15 protein-coding genes and 1 tRNA gene are annotated in these 18,280 nt (G+C 73.2%); 11 read left to right on the forward strand and 5 right to left on the reverse strand.

Annotation, left to right across the window (positions count from 1 at the left end; translation table 11 throughout):
* Positions 1-99: 99 nt before the first annotated feature.
* Positions 100-2,712: a penicillin acylase family protein gene (locus tag NHG27_RS16615; RefSeq protein ID WP_497017040.1), complete on the forward strand. Its 2,613-nt coding sequence runs from the start codon at positions 100-102 to the stop codon at positions 2,710-2,712.
* 161 nt (positions 2,713-2,873) lie between these two features.
* Here the strand turns inward: NHG27_RS16615 and NHG27_RS16620 are convergent, their stop codons facing one another.
* A complete protein-coding gene (locus NHG27_RS16620) occupies positions 2,874-3,512 on the reverse strand; it encodes a 5-formyltetrahydrofolate cyclo-ligase (protein ID WP_497017029.1) in 639 nt (212 codons plus the stop codon).
* A gap of 317 nt (positions 3,513-3,829) precedes the next feature.
* On the opposite strand from NHG27_RS16620, the gene NHG27_RS16625 reads away from it, so the two are divergent.
* The 4 genes from NHG27_RS16625 to NHG27_RS16640 all read left to right on the forward strand — a co-directional run bounded on the left by NHG27_RS16625 (position 3,830) and on the right by NHG27_RS16640 (position 7,077).
* Complete coding sequence (locus NHG27_RS16625) at positions 3,830-4,450, forward strand: GNAT family N-acetyltransferase (protein ID WP_193719037.1); 621 nt, start codon at positions 3,830-3,832, stop codon at positions 4,448-4,450.
* Positions 4,451-4,531: 81 nt separating this feature from the next.
* On the forward strand, positions 4,532-5,962 hold the full coding sequence (locus NHG27_RS16630; RefSeq protein WP_497017030.1) for a SepX/GlpR family protein: 1,431 nt from the start codon (positions 4,532-4,534) through the stop codon (positions 5,960-5,962).
* A 75-nt stretch (positions 5,963-6,037) separates the two neighbouring features.
* A tRNA-Ala gene (locus NHG27_RS16635) sits at positions 6,038-6,113 on the forward strand.
* 103 nt (positions 6,114-6,216) lie between these two features.
* On the forward strand, positions 6,217-7,077 hold the full coding sequence (locus NHG27_RS16640; RefSeq protein ID WP_193719009.1) for a carbohydrate kinase family protein: 861 nt from the start codon (positions 6,217-6,219) through the stop codon (positions 7,075-7,077).
* Between the two features lie 19 nt (positions 7,078-7,096).
* Here NHG27_RS16640 and NHG27_RS16645 read toward each other — a convergent pair whose 3' ends face one another.
* Together NHG27_RS16645 and NHG27_RS16650 are read right to left on the reverse strand one after the other, a co-directional pair.
* Entirely contained in the window at positions 7,097-7,405 is a 309-nt protein-coding gene (locus tag NHG27_RS16645; protein ID WP_497017031.1) for a hypothetical protein, read from the reverse strand.
* 184 nt (positions 7,406-7,589) lie between these two features.
* Positions 7,590-7,865, reverse strand: coding sequence for a hypothetical protein (locus tag NHG27_RS16650; protein ID WP_497017032.1), 276 nt, complete (start codon positions 7,863-7,865; stop codon positions 7,590-7,592).
* A gap of 505 nt (positions 7,866-8,370) precedes the next feature.
* Here NHG27_RS16650 and NHG27_RS16655 point away from each other — a divergent pair.
* From NHG27_RS16655 to NHG27_RS16665, 3 genes are all read left to right on the forward strand, one after another.
* Positions 8,371-9,459, forward strand: a complete 1,089-nt coding sequence (locus tag NHG27_RS16655) for a fatty acid desaturase family protein (protein ID WP_497017033.1) — start codon at positions 8,371-8,373, stop codon at positions 9,457-9,459.
* A gap of 105 nt (positions 9,460-9,564) precedes the next feature.
* Complete coding sequence (locus tag NHG27_RS16660; protein ID WP_497017034.1) at positions 9,565-11,241, forward strand: hypothetical protein; 1,677 nt, start codon at positions 9,565-9,567, stop codon at positions 11,239-11,241.
* Positions 11,242-11,377: 136 nt separating this feature from the next.
* Positions 11,378-12,841, forward strand: coding sequence for a beta-N-acetylhexosaminidase (locus tag NHG27_RS16665; RefSeq protein ID WP_497017035.1), 1,464 nt, complete (start codon positions 11,378-11,380; stop codon positions 12,839-12,841).
* A gap of 79 nt (positions 12,842-12,920) precedes the next feature.
* Here the strand turns inward: NHG27_RS16665 and NHG27_RS16670 are convergent, their stop codons facing one another.
* A complete protein-coding gene (locus tag NHG27_RS16670; RefSeq protein WP_497017036.1) occupies positions 12,921-14,600 on the reverse strand; it encodes a dolichyl-phosphate-mannose--protein mannosyltransferase in 1,680 nt (559 codons plus the stop codon).
* Between the two features lie 25 nt (positions 14,601-14,625).
* On the opposite strand from NHG27_RS16670, the gene rsmI reads away from it, so the two are divergent.
* Complete coding sequence (gene rsmI, locus NHG27_RS16675) at positions 14,626-15,663, forward strand: 16S rRNA (cytidine(1402)-2'-O)-methyltransferase (RefSeq protein ID WP_497017037.1); 1,038 nt, start codon at positions 14,626-14,628, stop codon at positions 15,661-15,663.
* Positions 15,664-15,711: 48 nt separating this feature from the next.
* Here rsmI and NHG27_RS16680 read toward each other — a convergent pair whose 3' ends face one another.
* Positions 15,712-16,317 (reverse strand): isochorismatase family protein, encoded by a 606-nt coding sequence (locus tag NHG27_RS16680; protein ID WP_497017038.1) that lies wholly within the window; start codon positions 16,315-16,317, stop codon positions 15,712-15,714.
* Between the two features lie 151 nt (positions 16,318-16,468).
* Between NHG27_RS16680 and NHG27_RS16685 the strand changes: the two genes are divergently transcribed.
* Together NHG27_RS16685 and NHG27_RS16690 are read left to right on the forward strand one after the other, a co-directional pair.
* The gene (locus NHG27_RS16685; RefSeq protein ID WP_193719002.1) at positions 16,469-16,975 is read left to right on the forward strand and encodes a MarR family winged helix-turn-helix transcriptional regulator; all 507 of its coding nucleotides are present in this window, start codon (positions 16,469-16,471) and stop codon (positions 16,973-16,975) included.
* A 77-nt stretch (positions 16,976-17,052) separates the two neighbouring features.
* Entirely contained in the window at positions 17,053-18,249 is a 1,197-nt protein-coding gene (locus tag NHG27_RS16690; RefSeq protein ID WP_497017039.1) for an aminotransferase class I/II-fold pyridoxal phosphate-dependent enzyme, read from the forward strand.
* The last annotated feature ends 31 nt before the right edge of the window (positions 18,250-18,280 follow it).

The raw sequence follows: 18,280 nt of genomic DNA on the forward strand, positions 1-18,280 counted from the left end.
TCTCGCACCGTGTCTGCTGATGTCCCCGCCGGAGTCCACGGCGACCCCTCGCCGCCCGTCCCTGCTGCCCGACGGGGAGGTTCTCGTGCCCGCCGGGCCATGATCGCGATCTCCGCGCTCGTGGTCCTGCTGCTGGTCGCCGTGTCGGTGTTCGCCGTCGCGACCGTGCGCCGACCGCTCCCGCAGACGGACGGGAACCTCACCCTGCCGGGCCTCGACGCGGAGGTCAGCGTGCTCCGCGACGCGCAGGGCGTTCCCCAGATCTACGCCGACACCCCCGAGGACCTGTTCCGCGCCCAGGGCTACGTCCAGGCGCAGGACCGCTTCTTCGAGATGGACTACCGGCGCCACGTGACCGCAGGCCGCCTCGCGGAGCTCGTCGGCGACAGCAAGGTCGCGATCGACGCCGACAAGGTCACGCGCACGTTCGGCTGGCGCCTGGTCGCGGAGGAGGAGTGGAAGATCCTCGCCCCGGAGACCAAGGCCTACCTCCAGGCGTACGCGGACGGCGTCAACGCCTACATCGAGGACCGCGACCCGAGCGAGATCGCGCTCGAGTACACCGTGCTCGGCACGAGCGTCTCGGTGCCGGCCCCCGAGCCGTGGGACCCCATCGACTCGCTCGCGTGGCTCAAGGCCATGGCCTGGGACCTGCGCGGCAACTACGACGACGAGCTCGAGCGCGCGATCGCGTACGGGGGCCTCGCGGGTGCCCCGAGCGGCACCGCGGACCCGGCCGCCGTCGCGCAGGACGTGGCCCGGGTGGGGACCCTCTTCCCGACGTACCCCACCGAGGCCAACCGGCCCATCCTCGACCCGGCGGAGGTGCCGACCACGAGCGAGCCCGTCGGGATCGAGATCGATGACGCCGAGCAGACCGCATACCTGCCGACCCTCGCGGGCAGCGAGCTCCAGACGGCCGTCGCGGCCGCCGACGAGGCGCTCGCCGCGGTGCCCGTGCTCGTCGGCCGGGGCGAGGGCACCGGCTCCAACTCGTGGGTGGTCTCGGGGGAGCACACCACGAGCGGCAAGCCGCTGCTGGCCAACGACCCCCACCTCTCGCTCCAGGCGCCCAGCGTCTGGGCCCAGGTGGGGCTGCACTGCAACGAGGTCGGTCCCGCGTGCGGGTTCGACGTCTCGGGCTTCTCGTTCGCCGGCTTCCCGGGCGTCATCATCGGCCACAACGCCGACCTGGCCTGGGGACTGACGAACATGGGGGCGGACGTCACCGACTTCTTCATCGAGCGCGTGCGTGACGACACCTACCTGCGGGGCGACGACTGGGTGCCCCTCGAGACCCGCACCGAGACCATCAAGGTCAACGGCGGCGAGGACGTCGAGCTCGACATCAGCTCGACGGTCCACGGCCCGATCGTCTCGACCGTGCTCCCCATGGACAAGGTCGCGCAGTCCCCGACCGAGGGCACGCCGCTGGGGGACTACGAGGTCTCGCTCCAGTGGACCGCGCTCGAGCCCGGTCACACCGCCGACGCGGTCTTCGCGTTCAACCTCGCGACCGACGCGCAGGACATGAAGGACGCGGCGGCGCTCTTCGAGGTCCCCGCGCAGAACATCGTGTTCGCGACCACGGACGGGCACATCGGGTACCAGGCTCCGGGCCGCATCCCCGTCCGGGCGAGCATCGAGGGCCCGGTGCCGTCCGACGGGACGTGGCCACGACCGGGCTGGGACGCGCGGTACGACTGGACCGGCTGGGTGCCCGACGCGCAGATGCCCGGCGTGGTCGACCCTGAGGAGGGGTTCGTCGTCGCGGCGAACCAGGCCGTGCTCCCCGCAGGGACCACCCCGTTCCTCACGACGGACTGGGACTACGGCTACCGCTCGCAGCGCATCCGCGCCCTCCTCCAGGAGGAGATCGACTCGGGCCGCAAGGTCGACGTCGAGACCATGAACACAATCCAGAACGACGACTGGAGCCCGTACGCCGCCGCGCTGGTGATCCCGCTGCTCGAGCAGGACATCGAGAACAGCAAGGGCGTCCGCAACGACTTCGCGGCCGAGGGCCAGGAGCTCCTCGCCGACTGGGACCAGCACATGGACAAGGACTCGGCGGCCGCGGCCTACTTCGCGGCGGTCTGGCGCAACCTGCTGGAGATCACGTTCTGGGACGACCTGCCGGAGTCGATCCGCCCCGCGGGCGGCAGCCGCTGGCTGGCCGTCGTGCAGAACATGCTCGAGGACGAGACCAACGCCTTCTGGGACGACCGGCAGACCGTGAGCGTCGTCGAGACCCGCGACGAGGTCCTCAACCGCGCGATCACCTCGGCCCGCCTGGACCTCACGACCGAGCTGTCGAAGAAGACGACCGACTGGGAGTGGGGCAAGCTGCACACCCTGTCCCTCGGCCACGTGGTCCTCGACAACGACGCCGTCCCGGGATTCGTCCGCTCGTACATGAACCCTCGGACGGTGTCCATGCCGGGCGGCTCGTCGATCGTCAACGCGACCTCGTGGGACGCGTCGTCGGGGAGCTTCGAGGTCACGTCCGGGCCGTCGATGCGCATGGTCGTCGACCTCGACGACCTGGACGCCTCCACCTGGGTCACGGTCACGGGCACCTCGGGGCACCCCGCGTCGAAGCACTACGAGGACCAGCTCGGCACCTGGGCCGCGGGCGAGACGTACGCGTGGCCGTTCACGGCCGGGGCGGTCCAGGAGGCGGCCAAGGACGAGCTGACGCTCGTCCCCTGACGCGCGCGGGGGGGGGGGGGGGGGCCCCCCCGGCCCGCCCACGCCACGCACCCCGTCCGCCCGTCCCGCCCTCGAGGGGACCGGTGAGCGCGACGAAGGGGCCCGCCCGGGCATCTGCCGGGCGGGCCCCTTCGTGCTGTTCCAGCGGGTCGGGGAGCGGGTCAGTCCTGCCCGATCCAGCGCCATCCGAGGGGGGTCGCGACCGCGTCGACCGTGCGGTCGTGCTTCTCGAGGGGCAGCGGGCGGTCGCTCGCGTCGTAGACCTCCTCGGGGAACACCACCGCGATGACCTTGGTGCCGGGCCGCACGTGCTCCAGCGCGCGGTCGTACCAGCCGCCGCCCTGCCCCAGGCGGACGCCGTTCGAGTCGACCGCGAGTGCCGGGGCGATGACGACGTCGGCGTCGGCGAGGGCCGCGGCACCGAGGGCAGGACCGCTCGGCTCCGGGGGGCGTCCGGGAGCGCGGACCTGGAGGTCGTGCGCGCCGTCGAACTCGGCCCAGTCGCGCTGGAGGCCGGCGCCGAGGACCGGCAGCAGCACGCGGACCCCGCGTGCCGAGAGTCGTTCGAGCATCGCCGTGGTGCCGGGCTCCGTGGGGCGGGCCGCGTACGTCGCGACGCACCGCGCGGACAGGACCTCGGGGATGGTCTCGATCACGTCGGCGATCGCCTGGGCCGCTTCGTCGCGGCGGCGTTCGGTGCGGGCGGATCGGGCGGTGCGGATGGCTTTTCGGAGGATCTCCTTCGCGTCCTCGGGTTCGATGCTTCCATGCAAGGGATAGGGCTGAACCGGGCCACTCATGCGCCTATTGTCGCAAAGGTTCGGGCAAGAAGTGTCCGGCGTGCCGTCGTCGGACGGAAAGGTCCGGATCGCGGAGCGCGCGAGGGGCGGCGGCGGGGACGGTGGTGTGCCGGGCGGCCGGGCCTGCTCGCTGGACCGCCGTACCGGTTCGGCCTCCCTGCTGGTGCCGACCGACCAGGTCGTGATACACCCTGTCCACCAGGCCTCACTTCGGTGATCCTGGTGCTCGAAGGCACGACGTCTCGGGCTCTGCAGCCGAGGACGGACGATCGATGGGCACGGGAATCATGACCAACAAGCTCGCGCGCACCTGGAGCATGTCGAAACCCTGGCCGGTGACGCTGCGCGAGGACGCGACCGACGGCAGCGTGGTGCTGCGGCCCCTGCGCCGCAAGGACGGGCACGCCTGGATGACGCTGCGCGCCCGCAACGCCTCGTGGCTCGAACGCTGGGAGGCGACCTCCCCGACCCCCGGCACCGGAGGGGGACCGCCCACGTTCGGCGAGTACGTGCGCATCCTCTCGGCGCAGGCGCGCGCCGGCACGACCCTGCCGTTCGCGGTCGAGCTCGACGGCGAGCTCGTCGGCCAGCTCACGGTGTCGAGCATCACCTACGGGTCGCTGTGCTCCGCGAGCATCGGGTACTGGGTGGGCGAGCACGTCGCGGGCCGGGGCGTGATCCCCACCGCGGTCGCGATGTCGGTCGACTACTGCTTCCAGGTCCTCGGGCTGCACCGCATCGAGATCAACATCCGCCCCGAGAACGGTCCGAGCCTGCGCGTCGTCGAGAAGCTGGGCCTGCGGGACGAGGGCGTGCGCGAGCGCTACCTCCACATCCAGGGCGCGTGGTGCGACCACCGGACGTTCGCGATCACGACCGAGGAGGTCCCCGACGGGCTCCTGACGCGGTGGCAGGAGCGGCGCCGCGAGACCCCATAGTGCATGGTCCGGTCGGGGAAAAGGACCGACACGCCGTCCGGCGTCCGGGTGCGCACCTGGCCGCTCGCCTACGGTCGGCATGTGGAATCGACGACGGGCTCGGCAGGCGTGGCAGTCCTCGCCCTGTTCGTGCTCTGGTTCGCCTACTACGTGCCGCACCGCGTCAAGCAGCGTCAGCAGTTCCTGGACTCCCGGGTGGAGGACAGGTTCTCCGGCTCGCTCCGGGTCCTGGGCGTGTCGTCGGGGCGACGTGAGCGCGGCGACGCGCGCGGTCACCTGGCCTCTGCCGAGGGCCGTTCCCTGCTCCTGGGGCCGGCTGTCGCCACGGAGCCGGACGTCGGGCTCGTGCTCCGGGTCTCCGACGTCGGCGCGAGCGCACCGCGAGAAGTCCAGCAGGTCACGGCCGGGGGCAGCACCGGCCACCGGCCGCCGTCGAAGGAGGGGCCGCAGACCATGAATGCCGACGTCCGTGCGGGAGACCCGCGCCCGTCCATCCCGCCGGGGCGCCGCGCCGAGGGCGGGTTCGACGACCCGTTCCCGGAGCGCAAGAAGCCCTCGCCGTCACGCATCGCGCTGCTCGAGCGCCGCGCCAAGGCCGCACGGCGTCGGCTGGTCCTGACGATCCTGCTGCTGCTCGCGACCGCGGGCGCGTGGGTCGCCGTCGGGTTCGGCCTCGTGTCCTGGTACGTCGCAGCAGGCCCGACGGCGGCGCTCGTCCTGGTCCTCGTCCTGGGACGCCAGGCGGCGCTCGCCGCGCGCAGGGCCGACACGGTGTGGCTCGCGGACCGACGCGCGGCCGCCCGGAACGCCGCACGCGCCTCGCGGGGGCCCGTCCAGGGCAGCCCCGTGGCGCCCCGCAACGTCCACCCGTCGCGCGTGACCGGCCACGCCGTCCGGCCCTCGCAGACGAACACGCAGATGATCCCGCGCGTCACGCCCGCCGACCTCGAACGTGGGGCCGCGCGCGGCCGGGACCGGCGGCCCTCGACCGGCTCGACCGCTCGCGTCGACCAGGAGTCCGACCTAGCGCGCCCCCGGAGCGGCGCGAGCGGCGGCGAGCTGTTCGACGACCGGGACCGTGAGGAGCCGGGTGCGGTCGAGGTCGTCGCGACGGTGGCGGCTCCCGTCCAGGCCGTGCCCGACGACGTGGCCAGACCCGAGCGTCCGGCGCGGCCGACCGACGGCGAACCCGGCGGCGCCTGGGAGCCCGTGCCGGTGCCGCGGCCGACGTACACGATGAAGCCCACGGCCTCCGAGACCGGCGTCCCGCCGGTCCAGGTGGCCGTCCCCGTCGCGCCGCTCGCCTCGCCGCGTCCTGCCTCCGAGGCGACGCAAGCCGGGGTGGCGGTGCCGACCGTGCCGACCGTGCCGACGGTGCCGACGGTTCCCGCCGTGCCCGCGACGGCGCGCCCCGCCTCCCCGCCGGCGGGCGACGAGAAGAAGCCCAAGACCGAGACGCTGGGTCTGGACCTCAACGAGATCCTGGCCCGCAGGCGCGTCTCGGGCGGGTAGGCACCCCGCGGGGGAGCCGCGAGGACGACGGATTGTCGAAGCACTCGGATCAGGTGCTAATGTTGACCTCGCTCTGGGGCTATGGCGCAGTTGGTAGCGCGTCTCGTTCGCAATGAGAAGGTCGGGGGTTCGAATCCCCCTAGCTCCACCAGGCACAAGGCCCGGAACCTCCAAGGTTCCGGGCCTTCGTCGTTCCCGGGGTCGCCCGCTCGCGGGGCCGCCGGTGCGCGCCGGCCCGGGTAGCGTCGCTCCCCATGGACACCTCCGCCCCCGTCTTCGTCGCCGGTCCCGCCTCGTGGAACGAGCTCGTCTACCTCGACGCCCTGCCCGAGCCTCGTTCGCAGACCTTGTTCGCCGAGCGGCACCGGGCGACGGTCGGTGGCACGTCCGCGGGCAAGGCCCTGAACCTGCGCGCCCTGGGACGCGGCGTCGTGCTGCGCACGGTCCTGGGGTCCGACGACGTCGCTCCCCGTGTCGAGGACGTCCTGCGGCAGGCTGGGGTCGCGCTCCTCGTGGAGCCGTCGCCGGACGGCCGGACCGAGCGCCACCTCAACCTCATGGGCGGCGCGGGGGAGCGGTTGTCGATCTACCTCCAGGCGCCGGGAGACGTGCTCCCGGGCCGGACGTGGGACGCCGCGGTCGCCGCGCTGGCGGCTGCCCCGGCCGTCGTGATCGATCTCGCGGCACCTGCCCTGCCGCTGCTGCGCGAGGCGCGACGCCTCGGCAGGGACGTGTGGTGCGACGTGCACGACTACGACGGCGAGGCCGAGTTCCACCGCGAGTTCGTCGAGGCGGCGTCGTTCCTGTTCCTGAGCTCGGACCGGCTCCCGGGGTACCGGGCCTTCATGGAGGCCCGCGTGGCGGCCGGTGCCCGGCTCGTGGTCTGCACGCACGGTGCGCGCGGTGCCAGCGCCCTCACGGCGGACGGCGGGTGGATCGACGTGCCCGCGGTGCCGGTCGAGCGGGTCGTGGACACCAACGGCGCCGGTGACGCGTTCTTCGCGGGCTACCTCGACGCCCACCTGAGCGGCGCGGGGGTCGCGGAGGCCCTGGGCGAGGGTGCCCGTCGCGGCGCGCTGTGCGTGCAGAGCCCGGACCTGGCGCCGCTCGACTGAGGACGCCGCCCGCGAGGAGTCAGGACCCGGAGGGCTGCACGCACTCGATCGCGCGGCCGTTGACCTCGTGGACGCCAGGGCCGAGCTCGGCGCACTCTCCCATGAGCCACACGAGGGTCGCGGCCCAGATGACGACGGCCACGATCACGAGGAACGAGACCGTGATCGCGGCGACCGCCCACCAGTTGGTGAGCCGTGCGCGCCGGGACCGCACGAGGCCGACGATCCCGAGGACCAGGGCGACGGGGGCGAGCGGGACGGACAGCACGAGCCCGACGACGCCGAGCGTCCTGCCGGGGTTGTGGACGACGGGCTCGGGGTGGGTCACGGGAGTCCTCGGGGTAGGGGTGGTCGGGCGGCACGGTGGCCGACCCCAGTATCCCGGACGGTGCCTGCGGACCGTCCGCTCGCGAGGGCTCGTGCCCGCCGCGGGGGCGGGAGGGCCCGGGAACGCCCGTGGGGCCCGACCGGCGAACGGTCGGGGCCCACGGGCGGGGCGGGGGCGAGGTGCGTCACGGGCAGACGACCTGCTGGCCCTCCCAGACGACGGTGTCGCCCGACGAGACGTTCTCGCAGGCCTCGAGGAGGTCGGTGACCGCCGCACCGCCTGTGACGAGGAGGACGATCCCGACGACGATCGAGGTCACGAGGAGCACGGCACCCACGATGATGCCGGCGAGCGCGATGCCGTTCTTGTAGCCGGCCTTCTTGGACTTGCTCAGCGCGACGATGCTGAGGATCAGGCCGATGAGCGACGTGCAGCCGAGGATCGAGAGGACGAGGCCCACGATGCCCAGCGTCTTGCCGGGGTCGGTCGCGGGGGCCTCGGCGCCGTAGCCCTGGGGCGCGGGGGCCTGCGGTGCGCCGTACTGGGGGCCTGGGGGGCGCCGTACTGCGGGGCCTGCGGTGCGCCTCCGGCCGGTGCGCCGTACTGGGGCGCCTGGGGTGCCTGGCCGGCCGCCGGGTCCTGCGGGGTGCTGTAGGGGTCGGGCGTGCCGGACGGGTTCTGCTCGGGGTTGGACATGTCGCTCCTCGTGGTGCGGGCAGGGATCGCGGCCCGGTATGTCGCGCCTGGTGATCGGGGACAACGGCCGTCTGCGCCGTGTCGGGAGCTGCGTCGTCGGGCTCGCGGCGGGAGGGCCGGATGTGAAGGTCTCGTGGCGCCGACGAGTTGCTCGTGGACAAACCTACGCTTGCGTAGGTTGTGGGGGTACTGTCGTGACGTTCACGACGAAACCCCCGTCGGATGTGCGCCCCAGGGTGCCGCCTCGGCGACCACAGAGAGGCCACCCCTTGACGCTCGACGCCACCGCTCCTGGTCGCACCCAGTCCCCCCGCGAACGCCAGGTCAGCGAGTTCACGGCCCTCACCCGGACCGTCCAGGACCTCGGCCTCATGCGCCGTCGCTACGGCTACTACTGGACCAAGTTCGCCGTCCTCCTCGGCCTGCTCGTCGCGACGGGCGTCGCGTTCGTCCTCATCGGCGAGTCCTGGTGGCAGATGGGCATCGCCGCGCTGCTCGCGGTGCTCCTGACGCAGACCGCCTTCCTGGGGCACGACGCCGCGCACCGCCAGATCTTCCGCTCGGGCGGCTGGAACGACTGGGCGAGCCTCGTGGTCGCGAACCTCCTGGGCGGGCTGTCCTACGGGTGGTGGCAGCACAAGCACTCGAGGCACCACGCCAAGCCCAACACGCGTGGTGGTGACCCGGACATGATCAACGGCGTCCTCGTCTGGGAGACGGAGACGCTCACCGAGACCAAGAGCGGGCTGCGCGCCTGGTTCGCCGCCCGCCAGGGCTACCTGTTCTTCCCCCTGCTCCTGCTCGAGGGCCTCAACCTCCACGTCGCCGGGATCAGGACGATCTTCGGCCGGGGGCCGGTCAAGCGCCGTGCCGTGGAGATCGCGTTCGTGACGCTCCGCCTGGGCGGCTATCTCGCCGCGGTGTTCCTGGTCCTGCCCGTCGGCATGGCGTTCGCCTTCCTCGGGGTGCAGCTCGGTCTGTTCGGGTTCCTCATGGGGGCGTCCTTCGCCCCGAACCACAAGGGCATGCCGACCGTCGCACCGGACGTGAAGATCGACTTCCTGCGCCGCCAGGTGCTCATGTCCCGCAACATCACGGGCGGACGGTGGGTCGACGTCGCGATGGGCGGGCTGAACTTCCAGATCGAGCACCACCTGTTCCCCAGCATGCCCCGGCCCTCGTTGCGCAGGGTCCGGCCCATCGTCAAGGAGTTCTGCGCGGAGCGCGGCATCCTCTACACCGAGACGACCCTCGTGGACTCGTACCGGATCGTGGTCCGGTACCTGAACCGGGTGGGACTCGCGGCCCGTGACCCCTTCCAGTGCCCCATGACGGCCCAGTACCGCTCCGTCCGCTGACGCCGCGGGGCGTTCGCGGCGGGGCGCCCGACGCGCCCGAGGTCCACGAGGTCGCCGACGCGCCGACGCTTCGGCGTGGCGCGCGCAGTAGGGGATGATAGAGGCGTGAATTCACGGAAGGCCCGACTCGTCCTGGTCGCCTCGTCGCTCGCGCTGACGACAACCCTCCTCGCAGGGTGCGCCGACCCAGGGGCGGTGGACGACGACGGCGGCACGACGGCGGCAGGGGAGCTGCGGGCCGTCGCGGCGGACGGCCTCGCGCCGGTCCTCGTCCTGGGTTCGAGCGACCCTGCGGAGCTCGCGCTCACCGCGAGCCAGGCCTTCTTCGCGGCCGCACCGGTCGTCGTCCTGGCCGCCGCCGACGACGCCCAGGCGCAGGACGCCGCGGCCGCCGCGGCGCTCGCCCTGCACGCGCCCGTCCTGCTCACGGGCGGCGCCATCGCCGACAGCGGGCTGGCCAAGGAGGTCGAACGGCTCGGGGCGGTGTCTGCCGTGGTCGTCACGCCGGACCGCGCACAGACCGCGGGGGCCGACGGGACGACGGCCGTGGCGCCGACCGTCGAGGCCGTTCCGGTGGCCTCGGACGAGGACCTCGCGCGAGACGCGAAGCGTGCCGTCGAGGCGATCGACCCCGGTCTCGACGCCGTCCCGCTCGACGCGGGCGCGCTCGTCACGACCCCCGCCGGCGGCACGGAGATCGACGATCGCGACCTGTCCGACGTCCAGGACCAGCTGCCGAGGACGGCGGTCCCGCGCCTCCTGACGGAGGTCCTGGCGCTCGTCGACGAGGCGCCCGGGCAGTCGGCTGCCGTCGCGACGGCCCAGGCCGCGGGTGTGGTCCCGCTCGCGGTGGCCGGCGGGGACCCGCGGGCGACGAGCGAGTCGGTCCAGGCCATGGCCAGGGCGAAGGCGTTGGCGGTCGTGGGGATCGGGGAGTCGTTCGGGACGGTCGACGACCTGACCGCGCGCGTGCGTGCGGCGGAGACGGGAGTGGAGCTGGCAGGTGGCGGCCAGCTGGTGTCGACGGGCAAGCGTTTCGTCGTGCTGCCGTCGACCACGGTCCCGTCGAGCCCGAGCAGGATCGCGGAGATGGTCGAGAAGGCTGCGTCGCGCGCGGAGCCGTACGTCGAGGTCGCGGTGGCCTCGGGCGAGGCCGACCGGACGGCGACGGTCCCGACCGTCGAGCTCGTCGTGACGGAGTCCTCCGGAGCCGCAGGCCGGGACGGGAACTACTCGACCGAGCTCGCGGTGGAGGCGGTGCGTCCCGCGGTGCAGGCGGCGCTCGACGCGGGTCAGCACGTGCTGCTCGAGATCCAGCCGGGTCGTGCGCCGTTCGTCGACCAGGTGGAGCGATACGCGGACCTGCTCGCGCTGCCCGGGGTGGGGGTATCGCTCGACCTCGACGCACGGCGTGCGGGCGGCGTCGTCGCGCGGGACGGTGTGGTCCCCGCGGAGGAGATCAACGACGTGGTCTCGTACCTGTCGGGGTTCGTGAGGTCCCGGGCGCTGCCGCAGAAGATGCTCGTCGTGCACGCCTCGACGCCTCGGTCGGTCGTGGACCTGGGGGCGGTCACCACGACGGACGGTGCGGTGGCGGTCGTGGTGCACTCGGACGTCGCTGGTTCGGTCTCTGCGCGCACCAGGGCGTGGGACGCGCTCACCGTGGGTGCGCCGGCGTCGCTCGGGTGGGGGTGGACCGACCTCGTGGGGGAGGTGACGCCCGAGCGGGCCGCGACCACGGAGCCGCTCGCCCCGGCGCCGCTCCTCGTCGTCGTCGAGTAGTCGGCGGACCCGTCCGCGCGTGGGGCGTGGGCGGGTCTTGTCCCTGCCCGTCGGGCCGGTTACGGTATGTCGGCCAGCACAGCCGAATCGATTCGACACGGGTCGGGTCGAGACACCACGACGACGAGGTACCCCGATGGTCGCCATCATCCCCCAGCCCCTGCACATCGAGTCCCCGGCAGGGGGAGGCGCGCTCCCGCTCGAGGGGACCGTCCTCGTCGCCGGGCCGTCCCCCGCCGAGCAGCGTGTCGCCGCGTACGCCGCCGACGTCCTGACCCGCGCGGCGGGCACACCGGTCGCGGTGGCGCCCGCCCTGCCCGACGGCGCCCCCGCCATCGTCCTGCGCCTCGCCGAGGACGCGGGGCCCGCAGGGGCCACGAGCCCCGAGCGGCACTCGATCGAGGTCAGCGAGGCCGGCGCCGTGCTGACGGCCGTCGAGCCTGTCGGCCTGTTCGACGCCGTGCAGTCCCTGCGCCGCCTCGTGACCGAGGGCGAGCGCGGAGCCGAGGTGAGCGCCGTCGTCGTGCACGACGCCCCGCGCTACGCCTGGCGCGGTCTCTCGTTCGACGTCGCCCGCAACTTCTTCCCCCTCGCGCAGCTCGAGCTCGTGGTCGACGTCCTCGCGTCGTACAAGCTCAACGTCCTGCACCTGCACCTGACCGACGACCAGGGCTGGCGCATCGAGATGCCGTCGCGCCCCGAGCTCGCCAAGCTGTCGTCCGACACCTCGACGAGCGGCAAGGCCGGCGGTCACCTGAGCCTGGCCGACTTCCGCCGCCTGCAGGACTACGCCGCGGACCGGTTCGTGACCGTCGTCCCCGAGATCGACCTGCCCGGTCACACCAACGCCGCGACCGCCGTCTACGGCGAGCTCCGGGCCGACGGCGTGCCTACTGCCAAGTACGAGGGGATCGAGGTCGGCTTCTCCCAGCTGACGTACGACCTGCCCGCGACCGAGCCCTTCCTGCGCGACGTCCTCACCGACGTCGCCGCGATCACCGACGGCGACTACATCCACGTCGGCGGCGACGAGGCGCTGACGCTCGGGGCCGAGGAGTACGCGAAGTTCATCGGGCTGCTCGAGGAGATCGTGCTGGAGACCGGCAAGAAGGTCGTCGCCTGGCAGGAGGCCGCGCAGGCCGAGACCCGACCCGAGACCCTCGTCCAGTACTGGGACAACCGCGTCGACAGCGCACCGTTCCTGGCCGCGGCCGAGCGCGGGTCGCGCTTCATCATGTCGCCCGGCAACCGTGCCTACCTCGACATGAAGTACACCGCGGAGTACCCCCTGGGCCAGGACTGGGCGGGCCTGATCGAGCTGCGCACCGCGTACGACTGGGACCCCGCGACCGTCATCGAGGGTCTGCCCGCGGACCAGGTCGTGGGCGTCGAGGCCGCGATCTGGACCGAGACGCTCTCCACCCAGGACGAGCTCCTCGCGATGCTGCTGCCGCGCCTGTCCGCCGTGGCGGAGGTCGCCTGGACCGCGCCCGAGCGCAAGGACTGGGAGGACTACCGCCGCCGTGTCGTGACCGAGGCGGCGACCTGGCGTCGTGACGGTCTCGTGTTCCACGAGACGCCGCAGGTCGACTGGGCGTAGCCGCCCGGGCGCCTAGCAGCCGGCCGTGGTCCGACCCTCCGAGGACGGACCACGACCGCCTGCTCGGCGCCGCGCCGGGTCAGATCCAGCTCGGCAGCCACATGTGCAGCTGCCAGAACCACTTGGGGATGTTCATGGCCGTCCAGATCGGGTAGAAGAAGATGCTCAGGGCCACGATCACCGTGACCAGCGCCGTGACCCCCCAGACGACCCAGCCGCGGGCCGTGATCCGGCGTTCCGTGCCCTCCAGCAGGACCGTCACGACGTAGACCAGCGCGAGGACCACCCACGGGGTGAAGACGATCGCGTAGAACGTGAAGATCGTGCGGTCGGGGTACAGGAACCAGGGGAGCCAGCCCGCGACGAGCCCGCTGAGCACGGCCGTGGCACGCCAGTCCTTGCGCCACACGAGGAGCACGACGGTCGCGACGACCGCGAGCGCCGCCGACCACCACAGGACCGGGTTGCCGAGCGACGTGATGGCACGGGCGCACTCGTCGTACCCGCAGCCCGTCACGCCGTCGGACCCGTCGCGGTAGTAGAAGGACGTCGGACGCCACTGGACGATCCACCCGATCGGCTTCGAGGCGTACGTGTGCTCGGCGCTGAGGCCCGTGTGGAAGTCCCACATCTTGAGGTGGTACTCCCACAGCGAGCGCAGCGCCTCGGGGAGCCAGCGGACGCCCTCGCCCGGGTTCTGCGCTGCCCAGTCCCGCATGTAGGAGCTCGGCGAGCGGAACCAGGAGAACCAGGTGGCGAGGTAGGTGAGCGCCGCGGTGGGCAGCATGACGAGCGCGGCGGGGATCGCGTCGAGCAGGAGGGCGTCCTCCCACCACCGCTTGATCCCGACGGCGCGACGCGCGCTCGCGTCCCACAGCACCGACAGCAGGGCGAAGACCGCGAGGAAGTAGAGCCCGGACCACTTGACGCCGCACGCGAGGCCGAGCGAGACGGCCGCTGCGAAGCGCCACCACCGCCACCCCAGCCAGGGGCCGTAGCGACCGACCTCCCGCCCCGAGTCGAGGAGCGCCCCCACCCGGTCCGCGAGCCGGCGCCTCGCCTGCTCGCGGTCCAGCAGCAGGAAGCCGAACGCGAGCAGGACCCAGAACATGAGGAAGTTGTCGAGCAGTCCCGTGCGCGAGTGCACGATCGCCATGCCGTCGATCGCGAGCAGCCCGCCCGCCAGGACGCCCATCGCGGTCGACGCGAAGAGGCGTCGGGCGATCCGGGCCAGCAGGAAGACCGCGAGCACCCCGACCAGGGCGGTCGAGATGCGCCACGACCAGGGGTTCTCGGCGCCGCCGAAGAGCTGCATGCCGCCCGCGATCATCCACTTGCCCAGGGGAGGGTGGACGACGTAGTCGGCGGTGCTCAGGAACGTGTCGACGTTCCCGGCCTCGAACGCGGGGTTGGGTTCGTCGGGCCACTTGGCCTCGAAGCCGACGCGCAGCAGGGTGTACGCCTGCTTGACGTAGTACGTCTCGTCGAAGACGAGCGAGCCCGGTCGTCCCAGGTCCCACAGGCGCAGACCGCCGGCGAGCAGCGCGACGAGCGCGGGTCCCAGCCAGCCCCACAGCCTGTCCTTGGGCGTCGATCCCAGCGCGAGGCGGCGGGCGCCCAGCAGCGTGCGGAGCAGGCGGTCGCGTGCGGGCTCCGTCGGGAGGTGGCCGTCGTGCCCCGGGGTCGGCGGCGCGTCGTCGGGCACGGTGGCGGGGACGGCCGGCGTCGGGTCCGAGGAAGGCTGGGGCACGTCGGCCATCGTAGGACGTGGAACGCTAGGGGGTATGAGCAACGCCCGCACCACGCCCTCACCCGCCTCCGTGCCCGACGGCGCCGCACCGGTCCCCGTCGCGTCGCACCCCGACGAGGTGGGCGAGCCGGGCGGGGGCCGCTCGCCCGGGGTGAGCGGCGCCGTCGGGCAGGACGGGGCGGGCGAGGCTCTCGCGGACGCCGAGCCCGAGGCGCCGGGCCGCGGGGCCAAGGACGACGGGCACCTGGTCCTGGCCGCGACGCCCATCGGGAACGTCGAGGACGCGAGCCCGCGCCTGCGACGCCTCCTGGCGGAGTCCGCGGTCGTCGCGGCCGAGGACACGCGCCGCCTGCACGCCCTCGCCGCGCGCATGGGCGTGCACATCGGCGGCCGCGTCGTGAGCTACCACGAGCACAACGAGGTCGAGCGTGCCGACGAGCTGCTCGACGTCGTCGAGGGGGGTGGGACGGTCGTGATCGTGACGGACGCGGGGATGCCGTCGGTGTCCGACCCCGGCTACCGCGTCGTGACGCGGGCCGTCGAGCGCGACCTGCCCATCACGTCGGCCCCCGGCCCCAGCGCGGTCCTCACGGCGCTCGCGCTGTCGGGCCTGCCGACCGACCGGTTCTGCTTCGAGGGCTTCCCGCCGCGCAAGCCCGGTGAGCGGGCGCGCGCGTTCGAGGCGCTCGCGCGCGAGCCCCGGACCCTGGTGTTCTTCGAGGCCCCGCACCGCATCGACGACACGCTCGCCGCGATGGCCGAGGGGTTCGGCGCCGACCGGCCGGCGGCCGTGTGCCGAGAGCTCACCAAGACGTACGAGGAGGTCCTGCGGGGGACGCTCGGCGAGCTCGCGAGGGAGGCCGCCGAGCGGCAGCTGCGCGGCGAGATCTGCATCGTCGTGGCCGGGGCTCCTGCGCGCGAGGCCGTGTCGGTCGAGGAGCTCGTGGCCGAGGTCCTCGCCCGGGTCGCGGCCGGGGAACGGCTCAAGGAGGCCGTCGCGGAGGTCGCGACGGCAGCCGGCGTGCCCAAGCGCGACGTGTACGCGGCGGCGCTCGCGGCCCGCAAGGGCTGACGTCCCGGGCGGGCGCGACCGTGCGGCCGCGCCCGCCCCGGCGGGCTGCTAGGCCTCGGTCGACCGCACCAGCGTGACGCCGGCCGCTGCGAGCTCGGCCCTGGCGGCCTGGCCGAGCTCCTCCGAGACGGGCACGGTCAGGTCGGTCAGGACGCGTGTCGCCAGCCCCAGCGCGTGCGCGTCGAGCGCGGTCGCCCGGACGCAGTGCGACTCGGCGATCCCGACGACGTCGGCCGACGAGACCCCGGCCTCCTGGAGGATCTGCGCGAGGGTGCGGCCCGCGTCGTCGACCCCCTCGAAGCCCGAGTACGCCGCCTGGTGCTCGCCCTTCTTGACGCTCGCGTCGGGGGCGAGGTCCGCGAGGGCCGGGTGCAGCTCGGCGTTCGGGGTGCCGGCCAGGCCGTGCGGCGGCCAGGTGTCGACGTAGTCGGGGACCTCGGGGGCCGTGGCGAAGTGGTGGCCGGGGTCGACGTGCCAGTCCTGGGTGGTCACGACGAGGTCGTACGCCGTACGGTGCTGGGCCGCGAAGCCCGCGATGGCGTGGGCGACGGCGTCGCCGCCCACGACCGCGAGCTCACCGCCCTCGCAGAACGTGGGCTGGACGTCGACGACGATCAGAGCGCGACCGGAGGCGGTCGTGTCGGTGCTGGTCATGGCCCCACTCTGCCACCGGACGACGGGCCCGGGACAGCCCCGCGGCGCGCACCGGCAGACCGCTCACGGGGCGGGGGCGCCAGGTCGTTCGTACGCTGGGTCCAGTCGGCGGGCCCGCCTGCCCGCCGGAGGCCGAGCGAAGGAGCCGACCATGAGCACGACCGGCGCGACCGGACGTCCGAGCGGGAGCACCGCCGAGCAGCAGACCGGGCGCGCCCCGGACGAGCGGCCCGTCGGCTACTGGCTCAAGCTCGTGGACCGGCTGATCGACCAGTCCTTCGACGACGTCTTCCACCGGACCGGCCTGACCCGCCGCCACTGGCAGGTCCTCAACATGATCCGCGACGGCGTCGGGGACGCCACGACGGTCGACAGCGTGCTGTCGCCGTTCACCGCGGTGGGTGGGTCCGGCCCCGCGGGCCAGGCGGCGGGGGTGAGCGCCGAGATCGCGGACCTGCAGGCGCGCGGGTGGGTGACCCAGGTGGGCGCCAGGTGGGAGGTGACGGTCGCCGGGCAGCACGCCTACCACGACCTCCTCGACGCCGTCTCGGTCTCCCGGGAGCAGCTCGCCGAGGGGATCAGCCGCGAGCAGTACGAGCAGACGATCGCCACGCTCGAGCAGATGGCCCGCAACCTCGGCTGGTCGCCCGGGAGGTGACCGGCCCACGTCGGGACGGCCCGTCCGCGGGCCAGGACGCGCACCACGTCACGCCCCGGCGGGCGTACCCTGCCGGGATGCCACGCGAGATGGAGTTCCGCCGGATCCCCGGCCTGCCCCCGTACGTCTTCACGATCATCGACTCGCTCAAGCTCGAGGCGCGCCGCGCGGGGCGCGACGTGATCGACCTGGGCTTCGGCAACCCGGACCTGCCGAGCCCGCAGGTCGCGGTCGACAAGCTCGCGGAGGCGGTCCACAACACGCGCAACCACCGGTACTCGGCGTCGCGCGGCATCCCCAAGCTGCGGCAGGCGGCCGCGGACATGTACCAGCGCCGGTTCGGCGTGACGCTCGACCCGGACACCGAGATCATCTCGACCATCGGCGCCAAGGAGGGGTTCAGCCACCTCATGTGGGTGCTGCTGCAGCCGGGTGACGCGGCGATCGTCCCCACGCCGAGCTACCCCATCCACATCTGGGGGCCCTACTTCGCGGGGGCCGACGCCCGGCAGGTCGCGATCGGGGACGGCACGGACGCGTCCGGGTACATCGACCGCGTCATGGAGTCGTGGGAGTACGGGTGGCCCAAGGCCCGGGTCGTCGTGCTGTCCTTCCCGCACAACCCGACCACGACCGTCGCGACCAAGGAGGACCTGCAGCGCCTGGTCGACTGGGCGCGCGAGCGCGACGTGGTCCTGGTGCACGACCTCGCGTACGCCGACATGACGTTCGACGGCTGGCGCCCGCCCTCGATCATGGAGTGCGACGGTGCCAAGGAGGTCGCGGTCGAGCTGTACTCGATGACCAAGTCCTACTCGATGGCCGGGTGGCGCGTGGCGTTCCTCGTGGGCCGCCCGGACGTGGTGGGCGCGCTCGCCAAGCTCAAGTCCTACCTGGACTACGGCACGTTCCAGCCCATCCAGATCGCGGCGACCGTGACGCTCAACGAGGCCCTCGACTTCCCCACGGAGGTCTCGGCGGTCTACGAGTCGCGGCGCAACACGCTGTGCGACGGGCTGGACCGCATCGGCTGGGACACCCACCGGCCGAAGGGCACCATGTTCGCGTGGGCGCGCATCCCGGAGCCATACCGCGAGATGGGCTCGATCGAGTTCGCGACGCACGTGATCGAGGAGTGCGACGTCGCGGTCTCGCCGGGCGTGGGGTTCGGGCCGGGCGGCGACGGGTTCGTGCGGTTCGCGCTCATCGAGAACGAGCAGCGCACGGCGCAGGCGATCCGCAACCTCAAGAAGGGCCTGACACGCCTCCGGTAGCCGCAGGCCCGACGGCGGGGCGCGCCCGGGT

The sequence above is a fragment of the Oerskovia sp. 140933 genome (assembly GCF_059651515.1).

Coding starts and splice junctions, on each gene's coding strand:
- NHG27_RS16625 (WP_193719037.1), top strand. CDS start 3,830: ATGTCGAAACCCTGGCCGGTGACGCTGCGCGAGGACGCGACCGACGGC.
- NHG27_RS16615 (WP_497017040.1), top strand. CDS start 100: ATGATCGCGATCTCCGCGCTCGTGGTCCTGCTGCTGGTCGCCGTGTCG.
- rsmI (WP_497017037.1), top strand. CDS start 14,626: ATGAGCAACGCCCGCACCACGCCCTCACCCGCCTCCGTGCCCGACGGC.
- NHG27_RS16665 (WP_497017035.1), top strand. CDS start 11,378: ATGGTCGCCATCATCCCCCAGCCCCTGCACATCGAGTCCCCGGCAGGG.
- NHG27_RS16620 (WP_497017029.1), bottom strand. CDS start 3,512: ATGAGTGGCCCGGTTCAGCCCTATCCCTTGCATGGAAGCATCGAACCC.
- NHG27_RS16685 (WP_193719002.1), top strand. CDS start 16,469: ATGAGCACGACCGGCGCGACCGGACGTCCGAGCGGGAGCACCGCCGAG.
- NHG27_RS16690 (WP_497017039.1), top strand. CDS start 17,053: ATGCCACGCGAGATGGAGTTCCGCCGGATCCCCGGCCTGCCCCCGTAC.
- NHG27_RS16670 (WP_497017036.1), bottom strand. CDS start 14,600: ATGGCCGACGTGCCCCAGCCTTCCTCGGACCCGACGCCGGCCGTCCCC.
- NHG27_RS16640 (WP_193719009.1), top strand. CDS start 6,217: ATGGACACCTCCGCCCCCGTCTTCGTCGCCGGTCCCGCCTCGTGGAAC.
- NHG27_RS16680 (WP_497017038.1), bottom strand. CDS start 16,317: ATGACCAGCACCGACACGACCGCCTCCGGTCGCGCTCTGATCGTCGTC.